The sequence below is a fragment of the [Enterobacter] lignolyticus SCF1 genome, assembly GCF_000164865.1.
GTDB lineage: Bacteria > Pseudomonadota > Gammaproteobacteria > Enterobacterales > Enterobacteriaceae > Enterobacter_B > Enterobacter_B lignolyticus.
In genome coordinates this window covers 476,631-496,438 of sequence record NC_014618.1, presented here as the reverse complement: position 1 = coordinate 496,438, position 19,808 = coordinate 476,631, and the positions used below count along the sequence as shown (strand labels likewise).

Below are 19,808 nucleotides of genomic sequence, written 5' to 3'. Positions count from 1 at the left end.
CTGCACGCTTACGGACATCGCCCGCGTGTGATGTCCGGTTAAGTCGTGGTATGCTGCGCCAGTTTCCTTACCAGCGATAACTGCATCATGTTTGTAAAGCTCTTACGTTCGGTCACAATCGGTTTGATTGTCGGCGGCCTGCTGTTGGTCGCTATGCCCTCTTTACGCCAGTTTAACGCGCTGTCGTCGGTCCCTTACGACAGCGCCGATGAGTCGCCGGCGAGCTATAACCCGGCGGTAAAACGCGCGGCGCCTGCGGTGGTGAACGTCTATAACCGCGGGGTGAATTCCAGCAGCAATAACCGGCTGGAGATCCGCACGCTTGGCTCCGGCGTCATCATGGATGAACGCGGCTATATCATCACCAACAAACACGTCATCAACGATGCCGACCAAATTATTGTCGCGTTGCAGGATGGCCGCGTCTTCGAAGCGCTGCTCGTCGGCTCCGACAGCCTGACTGACCTTGCGGTGCTGAAAATCAATGCCGCCGGCGGTCTTCCGGTCATCCCCATCAACCCAAAACGCATACCGCACATTGGGGACGTGGTACTGGCCATCGGCAACCCCTATAACCTCGGACAAACCGTGACTCAGGGGATTATCAGCGCCACCGGGCGTATTGGTTTAAACCCGTCGGGCCGACAAAACTTCCTGCAAACCGATGCGTCGATTAACCACGGCAACTCCGGCGGCGCGTTGATTAACTCGCTGGGCGAGCTGATGGGCATCAACACGCTGTCGTTTGACAAGAGCAATGACGGCGAAACACCGGAGGGGATCGGCTTCGCCATTCCTTTCCAGCTGGCGACCAAGATCATGGATAAGCTGATTCGCGACGGGCGGGTTATCCGCGGCTATATCGGCATTGGCGGCCGCGAAATTACGCCAATGCACGCGCCGCAGGGCGGCGGGCTCGATCAGATTCAGGGTATTGTGGTGAATGAAGTCTCCCCAGGCGGCCCGGCCGCGCTGGCAGGCATCCAGGTGAACGACGTCATCATCAGCGTCAACGGCAAACCGGCCATCTCGGCGCTGGAGACCATGGACCAGGTTGCAGAGATCCGCCCGGGCTCCGATATCCCGGTGGTGGTGATGCGTGACGACAAGCAGATAACCCTGAAGGTTACCGTGCAGGAATATCCGGCAACCAACTGACAGCCATAAAAAAACCGGAGCATTTCAGCTCCGGTTTTTTTCAGGACGCGCTTCGCTTATTTGTTCACGAACTCTTCGCCCAGGGTGATATCTTTCTTCAGCGTGTCCAGCATGCCTTCCAGCGCCTGCTGTTCAAACGCGCTCAGGGCGCCAATCGCACGACGCTCTTCGATACCGTTTTTGCCCAGCAGCAGCGGCTGAGAGAAGAAACGCGCATACTGGCCGTCACCTTCTACATAGGCGCATTCAACCACGCCTTTCTCGCCCTGCATGGCGCGCACCAGAGACAGGCCGAAACGAGCTGCCGCCTGGCCCATAGACAGCGTTGCCGAACCGCCGCCCGCTTTTGCTTCAACCACTTCGGTACCCGCATTCTGGATACGTTTGGTCAGGTCAGCGACTTCCTTCTCGGAGAAGCTTACGCCCGGGATCTGCGACAGCAGCGGCAGAATGGTCACGCCGGAGTGTCCGCCGATAACCGGCACTTCAACGTCGGTCGGCTGCTTGCCTTTCAGTTCGCCCACAAAGGTGTTTGAACGAATGATGTCCAGCGTGGTGACGCCGAACAGTTTGTTCTTGTCGTAAACGCCCGCTTTTTTCAGCACTTCGGCCGCGATAGCCACCGTGGTGTTAACCGGGTTAGTAATAATGCCGATGCAGGCTTTCGGGCAGGTTTTCGCAATCTGCTGCACGAGGTTTTTCACGATGCCGGCGTTAACGTTGAACAGATCGGAGCGATCCATCCCAGGCTTGCGCGCTACGCCTGCGGAGATCAGCACCACGTCTGCGCCTTCCAGCGCCGGTGTTGCATCTTCACCGGAGAAGCCTTTGATTTTTACTGCGGTCGGGATATGGCTGAGGTCAACTGCCACACCAGGGGTCACTGGCGCGATATCGTACAGAGAAAGTTCTGAGCCGGAAGGCAGTTGGGTCTTAAGTAGTAGGGCAAGCGCCTGGCCAATACCGCCAGCTGCGCCGAGGACTGCGACTTTCATCCTAAACTCCTTATTATGGTTAATTTCATCTACCGTAACTCCGTTGCGGCAACCTTAATTCACGAGGTTAATAATGACAATAAACTTAGCAGAAGAATGCGGGGTTCCCCGCAGCAATGCATGTCATCGCACATTCTGCAACCTGTGACAGGTATCCGCGACAACGTAATCGGTAGACTGCTGGTTACAATACACCCGGCAACTGCGGCAAAACAACATCATTTTTATAACAATTGGTTTACTTTTTCCCTTATTTGCGTCCCGTGACGAAAGCATGTTTCTCGATAACAAATTTTGATAAAATCTGCGGCTTTCATAACATTATTTCAGCCATTATCACGGCAGATAGTTTGCATAAAAATTCATCCATATGCATAATAATGTTGTTTTTACGGCCATTACACGGGTGACTTATGCGAAGCTCGGCGAAGCAAGAAGAATTAATCAAGGCGTTCAAATCGCTGCTTAAAGAAGAAAAATTCAGCTCTCAGGGAGAGATAGTCCAGGCGCTGCAGGAGGAGGGCTTCGATAATATCAATCAGTCCAAGGTCTCCCGCATGTTAACGAAGTTTGGCGCCGTGCGTACCCGCAACGCCAAAATGGAGATGGTCTATTGCCTCCCGGCGGAGCTTGGCGTTCCGACCACCTCCAGCCCGCTGAAAAACCTGGTGCTGGATATCGACTACAACGATGCCGTCGTCGTCATCCATACCAGCCCGGGCGCCGCGCAGCTTATCGCCCGCCTGCTGGATTCATTGGGCAAAGCCGAAGGTATCCTCGGCAGCATTGCCGGTGACGACACGATTTTCACGACGCCCGCCCGCGGTTTTACCGTGAAAGATCTCTACGAAGCCATTCTGGTGCTGTTCGAACAAGAGCTCTGATCCCCCTTCACTCTCCGGCCTGGGTCGGAGAGTTTTCCCGTTACTGATGCCAACGCAGCCGCTACATTCCCCCGCTGTTTATTTAACATTTAGTGCGTTTCACCACCCAAAATCATTCACCCAGTGAATACAACTAAGCAAAATCGCACAAAACATCAAACCCACTTATCGCCATGATTTAATTATAAATATTTTCAATTCCATGCCTGTTAATCACATTTTTAATTCTTTTGCGTTATAAAAATGACGTTTTTTGACATTTAATTACCCAAGCAACAATTAGCAGAGTATTAATTTACGCGGTGACTAGTGTATACTTGATTTTGTGATGAGGGTCACGAAACAAAGGCCCTGATAAAAAATTCGACGAGGTGAATATTATGAAAATCAAAACCACAGTTGCCGCTCTGAGCATCCTTTCCGTTCTCTCTTTCGGCGCTTTCGCAGCAGATTCCATCAATGCAGATCAGGCGGCAAACCGCCAGTCCCTCGGTACCGTATCCGTGGGCGCAGTAGGGTCTTCACCGATGGACATGCACGACATGCTGAATCAAAAAGCGCAGGAGCAAGGCGCTTCTTCTTATCGCGTCATTGAAGCACGCACCGGCGACCACTGGCACGCGACTGCTGAACTGTACAAATAAGGTTTTCCGATAGTCGGACATACATGTTGAATTTTCCGTTGCGGCACCAGGCATAAAAAAACGCTGTTCACACCTTCTTGCCGCAATGAGCACCCTATTCCGGAGTAAAGATCATGAAAAAAGCACTTATCATCGCATCACTGGGCCTGGCTTCCGTTCTTTCCTTTAGCGCAGGCGCTGCAGTACATCAGGTTACCGCCGAGCAGGCGCAAAACCTGCAGTCTATGGGGACTATCTCTGTCTCCCAGATTGGCAGCGCGCCGATGGATATGCGTCAGGAGCTGGCAGCAAAAGCCCAGCAGGAAGGCGCCAGCAGCTACCGTATTATTGAAGCGCATACCGGCGACACCTGGCATGCGACTGCAGAACTGTACAAATAAACCCTCGTCGTCTAATCCGACGACTTGCCCCCGCCTGTCGGGGGCTTTTTTTTTGGGTTTATTGCGCTTTACCGGTGACGTACGTTAAAACGCAGCGCCCCTTCCAGCTCTTCCTCCGCCTCATCGAACAGTAAAATCAGCGCACCGTAGCGCCGACGCTGCTTTTCCGCCAGATGGATAAACTCTATCTCCAGCGGAAGCGGGAGGTCGCTGCGGGTGACGACCTTCCAGAGTGAATCAAGATCGCTGACATCATCGCGTTGCAAGGCAAATACCTGAGAAAACTCGCGATAAAAATCCCCCTGAGTGTCTATCTTATTAAAATCAAACGTGTAGATTTTCATAGCCTGCGCTCTCCTCCCCCGACGGGCAGCCGTGGCCGCCCTGACCTTTATCGCTCACCATCCCCCGATGTACAGACGGTCGCCCCCGGCCTGGTTATGCCTTTTACTAACGAGTAAGTATAGCGATAAAAAAACCGACGCTTTCGGCGTCGGTTCTCGCTATTGGCTTTCCGTCAGCGCACGCTGGTATTTGCGCAGCATCCCCGCCAGGCGCTCCACAGGCTCCGTCACCTGCGGCGGCGCCTCCCAGATTCGCAGCTTCTCCTGGTAGACATCCAGCTCTTCCAGCAAGCGGTTAAAGTAGCGGCGCCGCCGGTCATCGCTGCTGGCGGAAATCAGCTTATCCGCCGTCCGTCGCATCTGGCGGTGAAACAATGAGAGGTCGTCATTCACCGGCACCGGCGCATCGCGCAGGCGCTGATGGGCGATGATGAGCGTCAGCGCGAGGCGAAACTTCGCCAGATCGCCGGGAAATTTATTCAGCAGTAAAAACAGCTGCTGGTACAGCGCCGGCAGGTGGTTTTCCTTACGACGCGCCGTATTGGTCGTCAGCGACGAGACTGCCGCCGACACAAACTGGTTCAACAGCACGCGCCCAGTGCGCGACTGCGAATTGTCGCGCACCAGCAGAATGACCATCAGCGCCACAAAGCAGCCCACCAGCTGGCCCAACGCGCTGTCGAGAAACTGGCTGAAGTGGAAGGTCATGGGGTTATCAAGCACGATAATATTAATGGTGCTGGCCAGCGCGCCCAGCGACCCCAGCCGCCGTTTCTGCACCTCAATACCGATAAAGAACGCCAGCACCGCCAGGCTCAGGCAGAGCAGCAGCATGCTTTGCTGCGTCGAGGGGATAACCACCAGGAAGAAAAAAGCGCCAATCGGCAGCGCGGCGACCGTGCCATACAGAAAGTCGATGGCAACCATACGCGGGTTGGGCAGACGCATCGCCAGCGAGGTCACAACGGCGATCATCACCATAGCGCCGCTGCCGGATGTCCAGCCGGTCCACAGCCAGAACAGCGTGCCGAGCATGCAGGAGAGTGTGGTACGCCAGAAGTTGATCATTGCGTGGTGGCGCTCAGCGGACTCCGCCTTCACTACCACTTCGCCCTGCAGAATCTCCTCTTCACGGGTGCTAATCTTCGCATTGCCGACGACGCCGCGCTTGAGCAGCTGATAGCGAGTCGCGGCCCCGACCCAGCTGTACAGGGTGACCGGCGTATCGTGTTCACCGGTCCAGCTCAGGATACGGCGCATACGCTTGAGCTGTTTATGCACGTCCTGCGCCGTTTGCGCCGGCGCGTTAAACATTTCGCGCCAGGCGTCGGTAATCAGCTCGGGGCGCGTATTCTGAATAAGGTACGTTTCACACGCCTGGGTGATGAGCGTCAGCGACAGCGTATTCAGCGCCTTCAGACGGCGGTTGGCTTTCGCCCAGCGGGAAGATTCCATATTCAGGTTGCTGCGCATGCCGTCCAGCGCCTGCGTACGCCGCACCAGCGCGCTCCAGGCGTTATCCACTGCAATGCTGTCGCCGTGACGGATGCAAAGCTGCATCAGGGCGTACTGATCCACCAGCAGAGCGTCCAGTTCGCGGTCGATCTCCTGTTTGATGGATCGGGGAGAAAAGAGCAGATCGGCGACGATCGCGCAGACAATGCCAATCACGATTTCGCTGCAGCGCTCAACGGCAAACTGCGGCGTCAGCAGCGGCGCGCTCTGAATGGTGATAATAATGATAAGCGCGGTGTATCCCGCCAGCCCCCAGGCGTAGGAGTTTTCTACCCGCACCAGGGAAGAGATCCAGGTACAGAAACCGGCCCACAGGCAGCAGACCAGGATCATCAGCAGCGGCGCGCGGATCATCACAATGATAATCGTCAGCGCCGCAATACAGCCGATGAACGTGCCGCAGATACGCAGCATCCCGCGATAGCGGATGGCGCCGGACCACGGTTCGCCGCCTGCGGCAAACGCCGGGCCTGCCGCCACAATCGCCGCGGTGAGCACCGCCCAGCGCGGCGTTTCCAGTTCGAAATGAAAGCCGACAAACAGCGCCAGCACGATGGCGCAGGCGAGCTTAACCGCAAAGCGCAGGTGCTGGGGGGCAATAGTGAAGATCCCCATCGCGATTAACCGAACTCACGCAGGCGCATGGCGAGCTTCTGGAAGACGGTCATCTGTTGCGTATCGCGGTCTTTCTCGCCGGTGATAATCACCGTCGCGGTCGTGCCCGCAGGCCAGAGCTCCCCCTGCTGCGCATCAAGACGAATACGCACCGGAACGCGCTGGGCAAGGCGCACCCACTCAAGATTAGAGTCAACGGTCGCCATGCCTTTTGCATCGCGGCTGCTGCTGGCATTCGTCACGCCCGCCGCCATGCTATCCACCGTACCTTTGATAACCCGGCTGCTGCCCAGCGGCGTAATCTCCGCCCGGTAGCCGGGACGGACGCCTTCCAGCTTGGTTTCTTCCATATAGGCCATCACGTAGAAAGAGTCTTTTTTTACCAGCGCCACCGCCGTTGAGCCGCGGGTTATAAACTCACCGCTATATACATTCAGGTTCGTCACCCAGCCATCGGCGGGGGCGCGAATCACGGTCCGCTCGAGATCCAGACGCGCCAGATCCCGCGTCGCCTGCGCTTTAGCAAGCTGATGCTCGACGGTCTGCAGAATATTGTTCGCCTGGTCTATTTCCTCGCGCGACATGGCCTGAACGCCAAGCTGATTACGACGCCCCGCTTCGCGGCGCTTTTCGGAGGCCAGCGCCTGATAGTAGGCAACGTCGGCATCGGCTTCCTCAAGCGCTTTCTGATAGCGCGGCTGATCGATGGTAAACAGCACCTGATTTTTACGCACCAGTTGGTTATCCTTGACCTCAACGTCGGTGATAAGCCCGGCGACATCAGGCGCAATAGCCACGACGTCGGCGCTGAATCGGGCGTCGCGGGTCCACGGGGATTCGGTGTAATAGACCCAGGCGCGAAAGATAGCGATGAACGCCAGCAGCACCAGAATCAGCGTGATGGCGGTACGGGAAATTTTTGTTGTTAGTGTTTTCACAACGACCTCAGACGAACAAGCGCGATATCAAATAAAACAGGCAGCAATACAGCGCCGTATTGAACAGCGCCGGATGCCAGACAAAGTCGTAAATCCCGGTAGGGACCAGCACCCGACGCAGTAGCCAGAACAGGGCCAGCGACAATAGCAACTCAAAGAAGATCGGCGGAAACGAGAGGCCGAAAATCACAATGACGGGAAAGAGACTCATGTTGACCTTGACTTAGAGAGCAGGTGAGAAGCGATGCTTTTATTATTCAGCTAACAGTATTTTAACGTAACTGTGAGTCGGTTATCTATAATGTGTGATCTAAATCACTTTTAAGCCAGAGTGAATAATGGAACGATTAAAACGCATGTCGGTATTCGCCAAAGTGGTTGAGTTTGGCTCGTTTACCGCCGCCGCAAAGCAGCTACAGATGAGCGTTTCCTCCATCAGCCAGACGGTCTCCAGGCTGGAGGATGAGCTGCAGGTCAAGCTCCTGAACCGCAGTACGCGCAGCATTGGCCTGACGGAAGCGGGTAAAATCTACTACCAGGGCTGCCGCCGGATGCTGCATGAAGTTCAGGATGTTCACGAGCAGCTTTACGCCTTTAACAACACCCCCATCGGCACGCTGCGCATCGGCTGTTCTTCAACCATGGCGCAAAATGTGCTCGCAAAAATCACCGCCGAGATGCTGAAAGAGTACCCGGGACTGACGGTCAACCTGGTCACCGGCATCCCGGCGCCCGACCTTATCGCCGACGGTCTGGATGTCGTCATCCGCGTCGGCGCGCTGCAGGACTCAAGCCTGTTTTCACGGCGCATCGGCTCCATGCCGATGGTCGTCTGCGCCGCCAAAAGCTATCTGCAGCAGGCGGGGACGCCGGAAAAGCCCGCCGACCTCGCCAGCCACTCCTGGCTTGAATATAGCGTTCGTCCATACAATGAATTCGAGCTTATCGGCCCGGAGGGGATCGCCACCCGTCTTACCCCGCAAGGCCGCTTCGTCACCAACGATCCGATGACGCTGAGCCGCTGGCTAAACGCCGGCGCCGGAATCGCCTACGTGCCGCTGATGTGGGTGATCGATGAGATCAACCGGGGCGAGCTGGAGATCCTGCTGTCCCGCTACCAGTCCGACCCGCGCCCGGTGTACGCCGTGTATACCGAAAAGGATAAACTGCCGCTGAAGGTGCAGGTCTGCCTCGACGCGCTGAGCGACTATTTTGTGGAGGTCTCACAGCTTTTTCAGGACGCGCGCAGCCGTGGGAAAGTTTAGGGCGCCAGCTCCGGTTCCGCGTCGGAAACCAGGTGCGTGACCTCGCTCAGCGGGCCAATGCGCACCACGCTCGCGCGGTTGAACTTGCTTTTATCCATCAGCAGGAGCGACTGGGACGCCCGCTTCAGCAACAGCGACTTAAAGCGGGCGTTATGCTCGCTGGAATCCCACAGGATACCGTCGCCATCCACGCCTTCGCAGGAAAAAATAAACAGATCGATTTCCAGCCCCTTAAGCTGCGAGGCCAGCGCCGGATTCAGGTAATAGCCAAACTGACGCTGCAGCTGCCCGCCGGAACTGATGAGCTGCACGCGCTCGCGCTTGCCTAACTCGACGCAAACCGGATGGCTGTTCGTGAAGACGGTCAGCGCGATATCCGGCAGCTGGCGCGCCAGAAACCAGCAGGTGGAGCTGGCATCAAGGGCGATGGTCATGCCCTGTTCTATCCACGCCAGCGCGTGTCGGGCAATATCTGACTTGTGGGCGTAATGGCGCTTGAGGCGAGTCTGGAAGGGGGATTCGTTGTTGTGATTATCATGCCGGATAATCCTCGCCTGGCCGTGGCTGCGCTGGATCATACCGCGCTGCTGCAGGGCGCTGAGATCGCGGCGGATCGTCTCGATACTGACGTTCAGCCGGGCAGCCAGCGATTCGGTCGTCAGGCTCTGCGCCTGATGCAGAAGCTCAAGAATGGCCTGTTGGCGCTCAGCTTTCACACCGCCTCTCCCTAAAAAAATGCCCGCAAAACGCGGGCATTATCGCCGTCAGGCGGTTCCGCCTACCGTGAGGTTGTCCACCTTAAGCGTGGGCTGCCCTACGCCGACCGGCAGGCTTTGGCCCTCTTTGCCGCAGACGCCGACGCCGTTATCGAGCTTCAGGTCGTTGCCGACCATCGAGATCTGCTGCATCGCCTCAATGCCGGAGCCGATAAGCGTTGCGCCTTTCACCGCTTTGGTCACTTTGCCTTTTTCAATCAGGTACGCTTCGGAGGTCGAGAAAACAAACTTACCGGAGGTGATATCGACCTGGCCGCCGCCGAAGTTCGGCGCATAAATCCCATAGTCTACGGATTCAATGATTTCCTGCGGCGTGGACTTGCCCGCCAGCATATAGGTGTTGGTCATGCGCGGCATCGGCAAATGCGCATACGATTCACGCCGCCCGTTGCCGGTTGGGTTAACCCCCATCAGGCGCGCATTGAGCTTGTCCTGCATATATCCTTTCAGTACGCCGTTTTCGATAAGCACGTTGTACTGCCCCGGCGTACCTTCGTCATCAATGGCCACAGAGCCACGACGATCGGCGATCGTACCGTCGTCCACGACGGTGCACAGCTCAGAGGCCACCAGCTGTCCCATCTGCCCGCTGAAGACCGAGGTGCCGCGGCGGTTGAAGTCGCCTTCCAGACCGTGCCCTACCGCCTCATGCAGCAGCACGCCCGGCCAGCCCGCGCCCAGCACGACCGGCAGCGTACCCGCAGGCGCCGCCACGGCGGAGAGGTTAACCAGCGCCATACGCACCGCCTCTTTCGCCCAGGCGTCCGCCCGCACCTCGCCATCGAGGTCGGCCAGGAAATAGTCGTAGCCGAAGCGTCCGCCGCCGCCGCTGGAGCCGCGCTCGCGCTTGCCGTCCTCTTCCACCTGCACGCTGACGGACAGACGCACCAGCGGACGAACGTCCGCCGCCAGCGTACCGTCCGTGGCGGCCACCAGAATCAGCTCATAGACGCCGGTCAGGCTGGCGGTGACTTCCTGCACGCGCTTATCGGCGGCGCGAGCGGTTTTATCCACCCGACGCAGGATGTCCAGCTTCTCTTCACGGCTCATGCTCTGTAGCGGGTCGATACTGGTATAGAGCGGCGAATGGGCCACGGCGCCCAGGGTTTTCACCTTCCCGTCGCCGCTGTCGCGCACGATGGTCCGCGCCGCCTGCGCGCTCTGCTCCAGCGCCAGCAGGCTTATCTGGTCGGCGTAGGCAAAACCGGTTTTCTCGCCGCTGACCGCACGAACGCCGACGCCCTGGTCAATATTGTACGAACCGTCTTTAATGATGCTGTCTTCTAACACCCAGGATTCGTGATAACTCGACTGGAAATAGAGATCGCCATAATCAAGACGGCGCTCAGCCAGTTGGCCAAGTATGGCAAACAGGTCCTGATGACTCAGGCCGTTTGCCGACAGCAGATGTTCACTTACCAGGTTCAGACTCATCGTTTTGCTACTCTTCGGTGACCGCTAACAGGGCGGAAAATCAGTTTTATCTATTGAGAGTGGGGTAATTTACTACGCCCGTCAAATCATTGCTTTTTGTTGTCGCTTCGCGCCTGACGCAGCACCTCGTTGATCTGCGGCTGATCGATTGGGCCGACAATGCGGTAGCGAAGAATGGAGACTTTGCTCCATAGCGGCCCCAGCACCTTACTGGCGGCAAAGACCGCCGCGCCGACGATCGGGTTAATGGCAAACGCCGTAGCGACCCCCACCGTGGCGGAGATTTCCGGCGCAACGATCGCCTCCATATCAAGCCGGCGGCGAACGAGGTCAACGGAGCCTTTCATTGCAATATCCGCTTCCAGACCGTCCACCAGGGTATCGTCCGTATTCAGCACGCCGTCTTTGATCCACGCGGTGCTGTGAATGGAGTCAAACCAGAAGCCTTCGCTGAAGGTATCGCTGAAATCAAAACGCAGTTTGCGCAGCAGAGCATCCACGCTCAGCAGGCGCAGCAGCTGACCCGCGTGGCCGGTGCTGATATCGGTAAACTCGCCTTTCCCCAGCGTGGTTTTCAGGATGCCGTTCAGTGACGCGACATCCGGTTTCCATGGCGAGGCGCGCCAGTGCAAATCGTAGTCCACATCAAACGATGAGCCGCGAATCGGGGTGGAAACGCCGAAGAAATCAGCCGCCGTATTCAGGTTTTTACCTTTTACCCGGCCCTTGAGCGACGTCCGCTCGCCGCCCGGCGCGTTCACCCATTCACCGTCGGACGTCAGGCGAGAAAAACCGGTATCGATCAAACCGTTGGACAGCGAAAGCGTGTCGCCTTTTACCGCGAAATCCCCGTCGATGCGGCCATATTTCTGTCCCCACAGCCAGCATTCGGCGCAGCGCAGCTGCAGATCGGGCCAGCCGCGGAAGCTAATTCGCTTATCGCCGGGCGCGGCATCTACCGCCGTCAGGTTGTTCGACGACACCGCCGACGGGTTGTAGTAGAGATAACGAATCGTCGCCTGCCACGGCGCGTTATTGCGAATGGCCAGCGTGGCGTTGATTTCACGTCCCTGGGCCTCCACCCGGGTGCCGTTCGCCTGCGGCTGCGAGACGATGCTCAGGTTGTTCCACTGCTGTCCCGCCATCGTCAGCGCCGGTGTACGCAGCGTCACCTGTTCAGGGAAGACCGCGGCGCCGCTGACGGTGTCTGCCGCCCCCTGGCGGAAGAGCGCCAGCCACTGCGCGCCGTCCATCGGCGGCAAATTCAGCTCAACGCCCGCCGCATCCGGCAGCGGCGGTACGCTGCGGCTGTCCGACGCCCAGATGGCGCGATCCAGCGTCAGCTTCTTATTCAGCAGCCAGCGGCTGTTGATGTGGTTATTGCCGCCGATATTGCCCGTCAGATCAAATTGATTCAGACCGCCGTCGACGTTAATTTTCATCGGCAGCGGTTTACCCGCGGTTTTGTCTGCCGGAGCCGGTAAGCGACTGCTTACATTTTTCAGATCGCCGGTGAGCGCGACCTTGTAGTTCACGCTGCCGTGGTACGGCAGATCGATAGCGACATTTCCCTGCCACGGCACGCTGCCGCTAAGGGTATCGTCCATCGCCTTCGGCAGCAGACCGGTGCGCGCGGGCTGCCAGTCGGCGTCCATATTCACCGATACCTGATAGGACTTCGCGCCTTCGGTCGTGGTGAAACCGACGTTCAGCGGCTGATTAAACCAGTTCGCCGTCAGCGGCCCGCTTTTCAAATCGCCATTGGCAAAGCTGAACTGGCCGCGCAGGTTCTTTAAGGTGCTGTTCAGCGGCTTGATAAACAGATCGTTGTCCTTCAGGCGGACATCGCCCGTGGCCAGCACCTTTTTGCCATTGAGCGGGATATCAAGGTGTAAGCGAGCATTCACATCGCCACTCAGCTGAAGCTCATCAAGCGTTGCGCCGAGCGAATCCTTTAGCGGCGTCTCGTTAAAGTACGGACCGACGGCCTTACCCGGACCGTTGATATCCGCATCAATCAGCAGCTTTTCGTCGGCATAATCGGGAATGTTCGCCGTCAGGTTCGATGCCGTGACGCCGCCAAGCCCCACCTTATCCGACTGCATCCACAGACCGTCGTTAAGGAAGTTGAGGTTGATGTCCAGGTTCGTCAGCGCAGGCCAGTCGGGCTGGAAAGCAAAGGTCGCCTTATGCAGCGGCACCCACACCTGAAACTGCCCTTCGTTGTGCTTATACGGGAACAGATGCGGGTTACCGCCGTACACCAGCGTGGCGTTTTCCGCCTGCCCGCCCTGAATGGCGCCGCTGAGGTAATCCACCAGCGCCTTGCCCATCAAGTTTTCCGGGAAGTAGCGCCAGGCCTGACCGCCGTCGTTGGTGCTGATACCGGCCAGGATGCCAAGCCAGGGCTCGTCGCCCTCCGGCTGCAGCCAGCGGAACCCGCCGTGCGCGCGTACGCCGGTCGCCTGGACGTCAATATCGCGGCCATCGAGCATAAAACCCTTTTCGTTCTTCACCCACTGCAGGTTGGCCACGCCTTTGGCAACCTCCAGCGGCGCGCGGAATACGGTTTCGTACGGCATTTTAGCCTGCGCCACCGTCAGGTTCAGCGCGCCGTTTTCAACGCTGCCTTGCGCGCGCCCGGAAAGATGCTCCACGCCCGGCAGCAGCTTCCACTGCTTCCATGCCAGGTTGCTCCACGCGGCCTGAAAACGGGTTTTCTCGGTTGCGCTTAGCGGAATATCCAGCGCCAGCGTGTCAATCTGCCCGCTGGGCTGCATCGTTTGCCAGATATCGCCAAGCGACGGCGAAAGCTTCGCCGCAATCGGCAGCAGGCCGGTCATATCGCCCAGCTCAAGGTTGCTGGCGCGAATACGCAGCTCGTCGCTTCGCGCGCGGTCTTTACCGCCCACCGCCTGATTCGGGAACCAGGCCAGGGTCAGCGCGCCCTGCGGCCAGCGTTTGCCGTCAATCGCGATGCGGGTATCCGGAATGCGGAACTGCCAGCCGCCCTGCTCGCTGGAGACATGGGCCGTCAGGTTATCGACAACAAGATCGTGGGTGCGTTTGTCGCCTTTCCAGCTGGCGCCGCCCTGCTTCAGCCAGACGTCGCCGCTGGCGATATCGCCTTTATCCAGCGTCATCCAGCCCTCAAGGCTGAACCGCGCCGACGTCAGCGCGATATTGTCCTGCATCCAGCGGCCAAGCCAGGGCTTCACGTCGATATCATCGGCCTGCAGCCAGACGCGCCCTTCGTTCAGCAGACCGTTTTCATCGCGCAGATCCATGCGCACCTTCATCACGCCGTGCTGCCCGGTCAGACTCGACAGGCTGAGCTCGCCCTCGGCCCGGTGACGGTTTTTACCGTTAACCCAGGTGAGCTGTGGGATCGACAGTTCGGCCCGCTGCCCGGAAAGGGTCAGGAAGCTCAGGTGGCTGTCACGCAGGGTGAAATGGTCGAACTGGCGTAAAAAGAGATCGCCGATGCGATCGGTTTTCAGCGGTTCGCCTTCGGTATTGCGCTGCAGCGGCGTGTTGGTGCGAATCTGCAGCTGCCAGAAGGTGAGCTGGCGGAACTGCCAGCGCATATGCAGGAGGCTTTGCCAGACGTCCAGCGCCAGCGTCACGCGCCGCGCCGAGAGCGTGCCGCCGTCATTAAGCTCGGTTTTGATGTCGCGAACGTCGAGCGTCGGCCCAAAGTTTTGCCAGTTTGCCGTAAGCTCAGACGCCTCCACCCGGTGGCCGGTGGCCTGCGAAATTTTCGCCAGCAGCTGCGGGCGCCAGTCGTTCAGATGCGGCAAAACGAGACGCAGGCCACTCACCAGCAGCGCGACGGCGACAATCAGTGTTGCAACGGTGAGCAGAATAATCCCCGGCAAACGCCTCACGCATCTCTCCTTGTTAACCGAACGGCAAGCAGCGTACTTACATCATTACTACGTCAAACTGCTCCTGATTATAGAGCGGCTCAATTTGTACTTTGACCTGTTTGCCGACGAAAATCTCAACTTCCGCCAGCGCGTGGGACTCTTCCCCTTTCAGGGTTTCTGCAACCGCCGGAGACGCATAGACCAGGAAGCGGTCGGAATCATAGGCATGATGTACGCGAACAATCTCGCGCATAATTTCGTAGCAGACCGTTTCGACCGTTTTCACCGTCCCGCGGCCATGGCAGGTTGGACATTCGTTACACAGCACATGTTCCACGCTCTCGCGGGTGCGCTTGCGGGTCATTTCCACCAGCCCCAGCTGCGAGAAGCCGTTAATGCTGGTTTTCACGCGATCTTTGCTCAGCGCCTGTTCCAGTGAGTGCAGCACGCGACGACGGTGATCTTCATTGCTCATGTCAATAAAGTCGATGATGATGATGCCGCCAAGATTGCGCAGGCGAAGCTGGCGCGCAATGGCCTGCGTCGCTTCGATATTGGTATTGAAAATCGTGTCGTCAAGGTTACGGTGGCCGACGAACGCCCCGGTGTTGATGTCGATGGTGGTCATCGCTTCGGTTTGATCGATGATCAAATAGCCGCCGGACTTCAGCTCGACCTTGCGCTCCAGCGCGCGCTGAATTTCATTTTCGACATCGTAGAGATCGAAAATCGGCTGACGCCCGCTGTAGTGCTCCAGCTTGCTGGTCATCTCCGGGATGTACTCGGCGGTAAACTCGAGCAGCGCGTCGAACGTCAGGCGGGAGTCTACGCGGATGCGGTCAAGCTGCGCGTCGGCAAAATCGCGCAGCACGCGCTGCGCCAGCGCCAGCTCGCCGTACAGCTGGTAGCGGGTCTGATGGCGTTTTTTCCTCTCCATGACCTTGGTCCATACCCGCTTAAGATAGGCGGCATCGGAGGCTAAATCCTCTTCGCACACCCCTTCCGCCGCGGTACGGATAATAAAGCCGCCCTGCTCATCGCAGTAGTCGGTGACCACTTTTTTCAGACGCTCGCGCTCGGCTTCGCTCTCAATGCGCTGGGAGACCCCAACGTGCGAGGCGCCGGGCATAAACACCAGATAGCGTGACGGCAGGGTAATGTCGGTCGTCAGGCGCGCGCCTTTCGTGCCGAGGGGGTCTTTCACCACCTGCACCATGAGATCCTGCCCCTGGCGCACCAGTTCGGAAATGTCGCGGACCGCGAACTGCTTTTGCTCTTCGCCGGCAACGCATTCGGTATGCGGCATGATGTCCGAGGCGTGGAGGAACGCGGCCTTATCCAGACCAATATCTACAAAAGCCGCCTGCATACCCGGTAGGACACGGCTTACGCGACCCTTGTAGATATTGCCTACTATTCCGCGCCGCGCTTCGCGCTCAATATGGATTTCCTGCAGAATGCCACCGTCGATGTACGCCACGCGCGTCTCCGATGGCGTGATATTTACTAATAATTCAGCCGTCATGTTTATCCCTTTGCTCACGCAGTGAGTTAAAGTTACCGAGCAACTCATACGTTTCCACCAGCGGTAAGCCGACTACGGCGTGATAGCTGCCATTTATCTTCCTGACAAAACAGCCACCCAGCCCTTGAATACCGTATGCACCTGCTTTATCCATAGGTTCACCGCTGGCGATATAGCCGGCGATCTCCTCGTCTGACAATACTCTGAACGTCACGTCTGTCATCACCAGGCAGTCGATGACCTGCTGCCTGTCGGCCAGCGCCACCGCCGTCATTACCTGATGCGTTTGCCCGGAAAGCTGGCGCAGCATTGCCGCGGCATGCGCCGCGTCACGCGGCTTTTCCAGCACTTCGCCGTTCAGCACGACTATCGTATCCGCTCCCAGCACCGGCAGGTCGCGCGCGGCCAGCGCGACGCCCGCCTGCGCTTTCTCACGCGCCAGTCGGGCAACGTAGTGCGGCGCGCTTTCCTGCGGCTGGCGTTGTTCTTCAATACCGGGCACCAGACGTTCAAAGGTGACGCCCAGTTGGGTCAGCAACTCCTGACGACGGGGAGAGCCGGAAGCAAGATACAGCATAGTCATAGAAACCTTTATTGCTTATTGCACCGCGAATTGCTGGCGAATTTTACGCATCAGCAGGAACAGCCAGGGCCAGAGTACGCCGTTAACTACACTACTCCAGAACACTTCCGGTCGGAAAGAGACGTTGATCACTAAAAACTCTGCCCAGAAAACAACGACATCCACCGCCAGCGACAGCAGCATGACCACCAGAGCCTGCTGCCACAGCGCCAGGTTGCGGAACAGCTGATACTTAAGCGCGACCAGATACGCAATGATGCTAAGCGACAGGGCGCGGACGCCCAGCGTTGAGCCACTGATCAGATCCAGTATGGCACCCATGATAAAACCCGTGCCGACATTGACCCGATGCGGCAGCGCCAGAATCCAGTAAAGCAGGATCAACAACACCCAGTTTGGCCGGAATACGATCAGCGTATCCGGCCAGGGCATAACTTGCAGCAAAAGTGCTATCAGAAACGAAAGCCAGATGACCCAACGTCCCTGGCTACGGTAGCTCGACACTATTGCCCTCCTGGGGAAGGAGGTTGCGACATTCCGGTCGCAGGCGCCGGAGGCCCCATGGTGTCAGCCGGCGGCAATACCTGCGGCATCATCTGCATCAGGCGCTCGTTTGCCACACGGTGAACCTCTTCCGGCGTCATGGGGTTGCTGCCGTTGCGATCGGCGCCCCACAGCAGCAGCAGATAGCGCAGGCGCTGCAGCCCCGCCGTCGGACGCGCCTGAATCACGGTGTAAGCGCGCTGGGTATCCAGCTTCACGGAGGAGACCACCGCAACCGGGTAGCCTTCCGGGAAGCGACCGCCAAGGCCGGAGGTCACCAGCACATCGCCGACGCGAATATCGGTGTTGGCTGGCAGATGCTCAAGCTGCAGATCGTCCGTGCAGCCGTTACCCGCCGCAATTACGCGGATATCGTTACGCAGCACCTGAATCGGCAGCGCATGGGTGGCATCGCAAATCAGCAGCACGCGGCTGGTCAGTTTTGCTACGGCGACCACCTGACCGACGACGCCTTTGTCGCTGATCACCGGCTGGCCTTCGTAAACGCCGTTCACGCTTCCCTTGTCGATAACAACCTGATCGCTATAGGGATCGTTAACGGTTGAAATCACCTGGGTGACCATTTTCTGCTCGTCCTGACGCAGCGGCGAACCTAAAAGCTCGCGCAGGCGGGCGTTCTCCTGCTTGTACTGCCCCAGCATCAGGAGATCGCTGTTTTTCAGCAGCAGTTCCTGGCGCAGCGCACGGTTTTCCAGCTCCAGCCGATCGCGAGAGGCGAGCGTTTGCGAGATGCTGTCCAGTAATTCACGGGGACCGTTAGAAACAAAGTAGAAAGGACTGACGGCGGTATCCATGTACGTTCGGATCTGGCTGAACGTACCGAGGCGGCTGTCGGCGATAATGACGCCGAGCGCCACCAGCACCGCCAGAATAAGGCGAATCTGTAGCGACGGGCCACGGCTAAAAATGGGCTTCATAGGCTATGCGTATTCTCGTGTCAGTGAAATCAAGGGGCAACGGCATCGTTACCCCAGACTTCAGGCTGACTACTCTTCGCTGAACAAGTCGCCGCCGTGCATGTCGATCATTTCCAGCGCCTTGCCGCCGCCACGCGCGACACAGGTCAGTGGATCTTCTGCAACTACGACAGGAATTCCTGTCTCTTCCATTAACAGGCGGTCGAGGTTACGCAGCAGCGCACCACCACCGGTCAGAACCATACCGCGCTCGGAAATATCGGAAGCCAGTTCCGGCGGGCACTGCTCCAGCGCCACCATCACCGCGCTCACGATACCGGTCAGCGGCTCCTGCAGCGCTTCCAGAATTTCGTTCGAGTTCAGGGTGAAGCCGCGCGGCACGCCCTCAGCCAGGTTACGGCCGCGAACTTCGATTTCGCGCACTTCGTCGCCCGGGTAAGCAGAACCGATTTCGTGCTTGATACGCTCAGCGGTCGCTTCACCGATCAGGGAGCCGTAGTTACGACGAACGTAATTGATGATGGCTTCGTCGAAACGGTCGCCGCCGATACGGACAGAAGAGGAGTACACCACGCCGTTCAGGGAGATAACCGCCACCTCAGTGGTACCGCCACCGATATCCACCACCATAGAGCCGGTCGCTTCAGACACCGGCAGGCCGGCGCCGATAGCTGCCGCCATCGGTTCTTCAATCAGGAAAACCTCACGAGCGCCAGCGCCCTGAGCGGATTCACGGATCGCGCGACGTTCAACCTGGGTGGCGCCAACCGGCACACAAACCAGTACGCGCGGGCTTGGGCGCATGAAGCTGTTGCTGTGCACCTGCTTAATGAAGTGCTGCAGCATTTTCTCCGTGACGAAGAAGTCAGCGATAACGCCGTCCTTCATCGGGCGAATCGCTGCGATATTACCCGGTGTACGGCCGAGCATCTGTTTAGCATCATGACCGACCGCTGCCACGCTTTTCGGCGAACCGGCACGATCCTGGCGAATGGCCACAACAGAAGGCTCATTCAGTACGATGCCTTGTCCTTTCACATAAATGAGGGTATTCGCGGTACCCAGGTCAATGGACAGGTCATTGGAAAACATGCCACGAAATTTTTTCAACATACTAAGGGATAATCCTGAAAGCTGGGGCGGAAAACAAAATCCGCTTACTTTACCAACCACACGCAGCAGCGACAAGGCGCAAAAATCATCTGCTACGGTGAAAATTAGTGCAGTTCGTTTCCTTTGTTACAAATTCGATCCGATATCCTCAGGATCGCAGCGCTCCTCGCTGACATTGCAACCTGTCAAAGGACGATCACCGTCATTTCGCTCGAATCACCGGACGGGCAGACATGCATATCCCCGGAGAAACAGCGCGCGTTATTCTACGTGAATTCACGCTAAACGG

At 57.8% G+C, this 19,808-nt stretch carries 18 protein-coding genes; 5 read left to right on the top strand and 13 right to left on the bottom strand.

Annotated features, from left to right (window positions below):
• Nucleotides 1-87 precede the first annotated feature (87 nt).
• The gene (gene degS, locus ENTCL_RS02395; RefSeq protein ID WP_013364508.1) at nt 88-1,158 is read left to right on the top strand and encodes an outer membrane-stress sensor serine endopeptidase DegS; all 1,071 of its coding nucleotides are present in this window, start codon (nt 88-90) and stop codon (nt 1,156-1,158) included.
• Nucleotides 1,159-1,214: 56 nt separating this feature from the next.
• Here the strand turns inward: degS and mdh are convergent, their stop codons facing one another.
• Nucleotides 1,215-2,153 (bottom strand): malate dehydrogenase, encoded by a 939-nt coding sequence (gene mdh / locus ENTCL_RS02390; RefSeq protein ID WP_013364507.1) that lies wholly within the window; start codon nt 2,151-2,153, stop codon nt 1,215-1,217.
• A 413-nt stretch (nt 2,154-2,566) separates the two neighbouring features.
• On the opposite strand from mdh, the gene argR reads away from it, so the two are divergent.
• The 3 genes from argR to yhcN-B all read left to right on the top strand — a co-directional run bounded on the left by argR (nt 2,567) and on the right by yhcN-B (nt 4,061).
• Entirely contained in the window at nt 2,567-3,037 is a 471-nt protein-coding gene (argR, locus tag ENTCL_RS02385; RefSeq protein ID WP_013364505.1) for a transcriptional regulator ArgR, read from the top strand.
• A 380-nt stretch (nt 3,038-3,417) separates the two neighbouring features.
• Nucleotides 3,418-3,681: a peroxide/acid stress response protein YhcN gene (gene yhcN, locus ENTCL_RS02380; protein ID WP_013364504.1), complete on the top strand. Its 264-nt coding sequence runs from the start codon at nt 3,418-3,420 to the stop codon at nt 3,679-3,681.
• Between the two features lie 113 nt (nt 3,682-3,794).
• On the top strand, nt 3,795-4,061 hold the full coding sequence (yhcN-B, locus tag ENTCL_RS02375) for a DUF1471 family stress response protein YhcN-B (protein WP_013364503.1): 267 nt from the start codon (nt 3,795-3,797) through the stop codon (nt 4,059-4,061).
• 68 nt (nt 4,062-4,129) lie between these two features.
• Here the strand turns inward: yhcN-B and ENTCL_RS02370 are convergent, their stop codons facing one another.
• From ENTCL_RS02370 to aaeX, 4 genes are all read right to left on the bottom strand, one after another.
• Nucleotides 4,130-4,405, bottom strand: coding sequence for a barstar family protein (locus tag ENTCL_RS02370; RefSeq protein WP_013364502.1), 276 nt, complete (start codon nt 4,403-4,405; stop codon nt 4,130-4,132).
• Between the two features lie 159 nt (nt 4,406-4,564).
• Nucleotides 4,565-6,535, bottom strand: a complete 1,971-nt coding sequence (gene aaeB / locus ENTCL_RS02365) for a p-hydroxybenzoic acid efflux pump subunit AaeB (protein WP_013364501.1) — start codon at nt 6,533-6,535, stop codon at nt 4,565-4,567.
• A gap of 5 nt (nt 6,536-6,540) precedes the next feature.
• Nucleotides 6,541-7,473 carry a p-hydroxybenzoic acid efflux pump subunit AaeA gene (aaeA, locus tag ENTCL_RS02360; protein WP_013364500.1) on the bottom strand — a complete coding sequence of 311 codons (933 nt, stop codon included), beginning with the start codon at nt 7,471-7,473 and terminating at the stop codon, nt 6,541-6,543.
• 7 nt (nt 7,474-7,480) lie between these two features.
• Nucleotides 7,481-7,684, bottom strand: coding sequence for a p-hydroxybenzoic acid efflux pump operon protein AaeX (gene aaeX / locus ENTCL_RS02355; protein ID WP_013364499.1), 204 nt, complete (start codon nt 7,682-7,684; stop codon nt 7,481-7,483).
• A gap of 127 nt (nt 7,685-7,811) precedes the next feature.
• Here aaeX and aaeR point away from each other — a divergent pair, with 127 nt between their 5' ends.
• Nucleotides 7,812-8,738, top strand: a complete 927-nt coding sequence (aaeR, locus tag ENTCL_RS02350; protein ID WP_013364498.1) for an HTH-type transcriptional activator AaeR — start codon at nt 7,812-7,814, stop codon at nt 8,736-8,738.
• Here the strand turns inward: aaeR and fucR are convergent.
• The 8 genes from fucR to mreB all read right to left on the bottom strand — a co-directional run bounded on the left by fucR (nt 8,735) and on the right by mreB (nt 19,519).
• Nucleotides 8,735-9,454, bottom strand: coding sequence for an L-fucose operon activator (gene fucR / locus ENTCL_RS02345; RefSeq protein ID WP_013364497.1), 720 nt, complete (start codon nt 9,452-9,454; stop codon nt 8,735-8,737). The genes aaeR and fucR overlap by 4 nt on opposite strands.
• Nucleotides 9,455-9,502: 48 nt before the next feature.
• Nucleotides 9,503-10,948, bottom strand: coding sequence for a metalloprotease TldD (gene tldD, locus ENTCL_RS02340; RefSeq protein ID WP_013364496.1), 1,446 nt, complete (start codon nt 10,946-10,948; stop codon nt 9,503-9,505).
• An 86-nt stretch (nt 10,949-11,034) separates the two neighbouring features.
• Nucleotides 11,035-14,835: an AsmA2 domain-containing protein YhdP gene (yhdP, locus tag ENTCL_RS02335; RefSeq protein WP_013364495.1), complete on the bottom strand. Its 3,801-nt coding sequence runs from the start codon at nt 14,833-14,835 to the stop codon at nt 11,035-11,037.
• A 37-nt stretch (nt 14,836-14,872) separates the two neighbouring features.
• A complete protein-coding gene (gene rng / locus ENTCL_RS02330; RefSeq protein WP_013364494.1) occupies nt 14,873-16,342 on the bottom strand; it encodes a ribonuclease G in 1,470 nt (489 codons plus the stop codon).
• Nucleotides 16,332-16,925: a Maf family protein gene (locus ENTCL_RS02325; protein ID WP_013364493.1), complete on the bottom strand. Its 594-nt coding sequence runs from the start codon at nt 16,923-16,925 to the stop codon at nt 16,332-16,334. The genes rng and ENTCL_RS02325 overlap by 11 nt, the downstream gene beginning before the upstream one ends.
• Nucleotides 16,926-16,940: 15 nt before the next feature.
• Nucleotides 16,941-17,429 carry a rod shape-determining protein MreD gene (gene mreD, locus ENTCL_RS02320; protein ID WP_013364492.1) on the bottom strand — a complete coding sequence of 163 codons (489 nt, stop codon included), beginning with the start codon at nt 17,427-17,429 and terminating at the stop codon, nt 16,941-16,943.
• Nucleotides 17,429-18,406 (bottom strand): rod shape-determining protein MreC, encoded by a 978-nt coding sequence (gene mreC, locus ENTCL_RS02315; RefSeq protein WP_013364491.1) that lies wholly within the window; start codon nt 18,404-18,406, stop codon nt 17,429-17,431. Before mreC ends, mreD begins: the two co-directional genes overlap by 1 nt.
• 69 nt (nt 18,407-18,475) lie before the next feature.
• A complete protein-coding gene (gene mreB, locus ENTCL_RS02310) occupies nt 18,476-19,519 on the bottom strand; it encodes a rod shape-determining protein MreB (RefSeq protein ID WP_000913396.1) in 1,044 nt (347 codons plus the stop codon).
• Nucleotides 19,520-19,808 lie beyond the last annotated feature (289 nt).

Bases quoted from the DNA above. Each gene is read 5' to 3' on its own strand.
- yhcN (WP_013364504.1), top strand. From the start codon at position 3,418: ATGAAAATCAAAACCACAGTTGCCGCTCTGAGCATCCTTTCCGTTCTC.
- aaeB (WP_013364501.1), bottom strand. From the start codon at position 6,535: ATGGGGATCTTCACTATTGCCCCCCAGCACCTGCGCTTTGCGGTTAAG.
- ENTCL_RS02325 (WP_013364493.1), bottom strand. From the start codon at position 16,925: ATGACTATGCTGTATCTTGCTTCCGGCTCTCCCCGTCGTCAGGAGTTG.
- mreC (WP_013364491.1), bottom strand. From the start codon at position 18,406: ATGAAGCCCATTTTTAGCCGTGGCCCGTCGCTACAGATTCGCCTTATT.
- yhcN-B (WP_013364503.1), top strand. From the start codon at position 3,795: ATGAAAAAAGCACTTATCATCGCATCACTGGGCCTGGCTTCCGTTCTT.
- argR (WP_013364505.1), top strand. From the start codon at position 2,567: ATGCGAAGCTCGGCGAAGCAAGAAGAATTAATCAAGGCGTTCAAATCG.
- degS (WP_013364508.1), top strand. From the start codon at position 88: ATGTTTGTAAAGCTCTTACGTTCGGTCACAATCGGTTTGATTGTCGGC.
- mdh (WP_013364507.1), bottom strand. From the start codon at position 2,153: ATGAAAGTCGCAGTCCTCGGCGCAGCTGGCGGTATTGGCCAGGCGCTT.
- aaeX (WP_013364499.1), bottom strand. From the start codon at position 7,684: ATGAGTCTCTTTCCCGTCATTGTGATTTTCGGCCTCTCGTTTCCGCCG.
- mreB (WP_000913396.1), bottom strand. From the start codon at position 19,519: ATGTTGAAAAAATTTCGTGGCATGTTTTCCAATGACCTGTCCATTGAC.
- rng (WP_013364494.1), bottom strand. From the start codon at position 16,342: ATGACGGCTGAATTATTAGTAAATATCACGCCATCGGAGACGCGCGTG.
- aaeR (WP_013364498.1), top strand. From the start codon at position 7,812: ATGGAACGATTAAAACGCATGTCGGTATTCGCCAAAGTGGTTGAGTTT.
- ENTCL_RS02370 (WP_013364502.1), bottom strand. From the start codon at position 4,405: ATGAAAATCTACACGTTTGATTTTAATAAGATAGACACTCAGGGGGAT.
- tldD (WP_013364496.1), bottom strand. From the start codon at position 10,948: ATGAGTCTGAACCTGGTAAGTGAACATCTGCTGTCGGCAAACGGCCTG.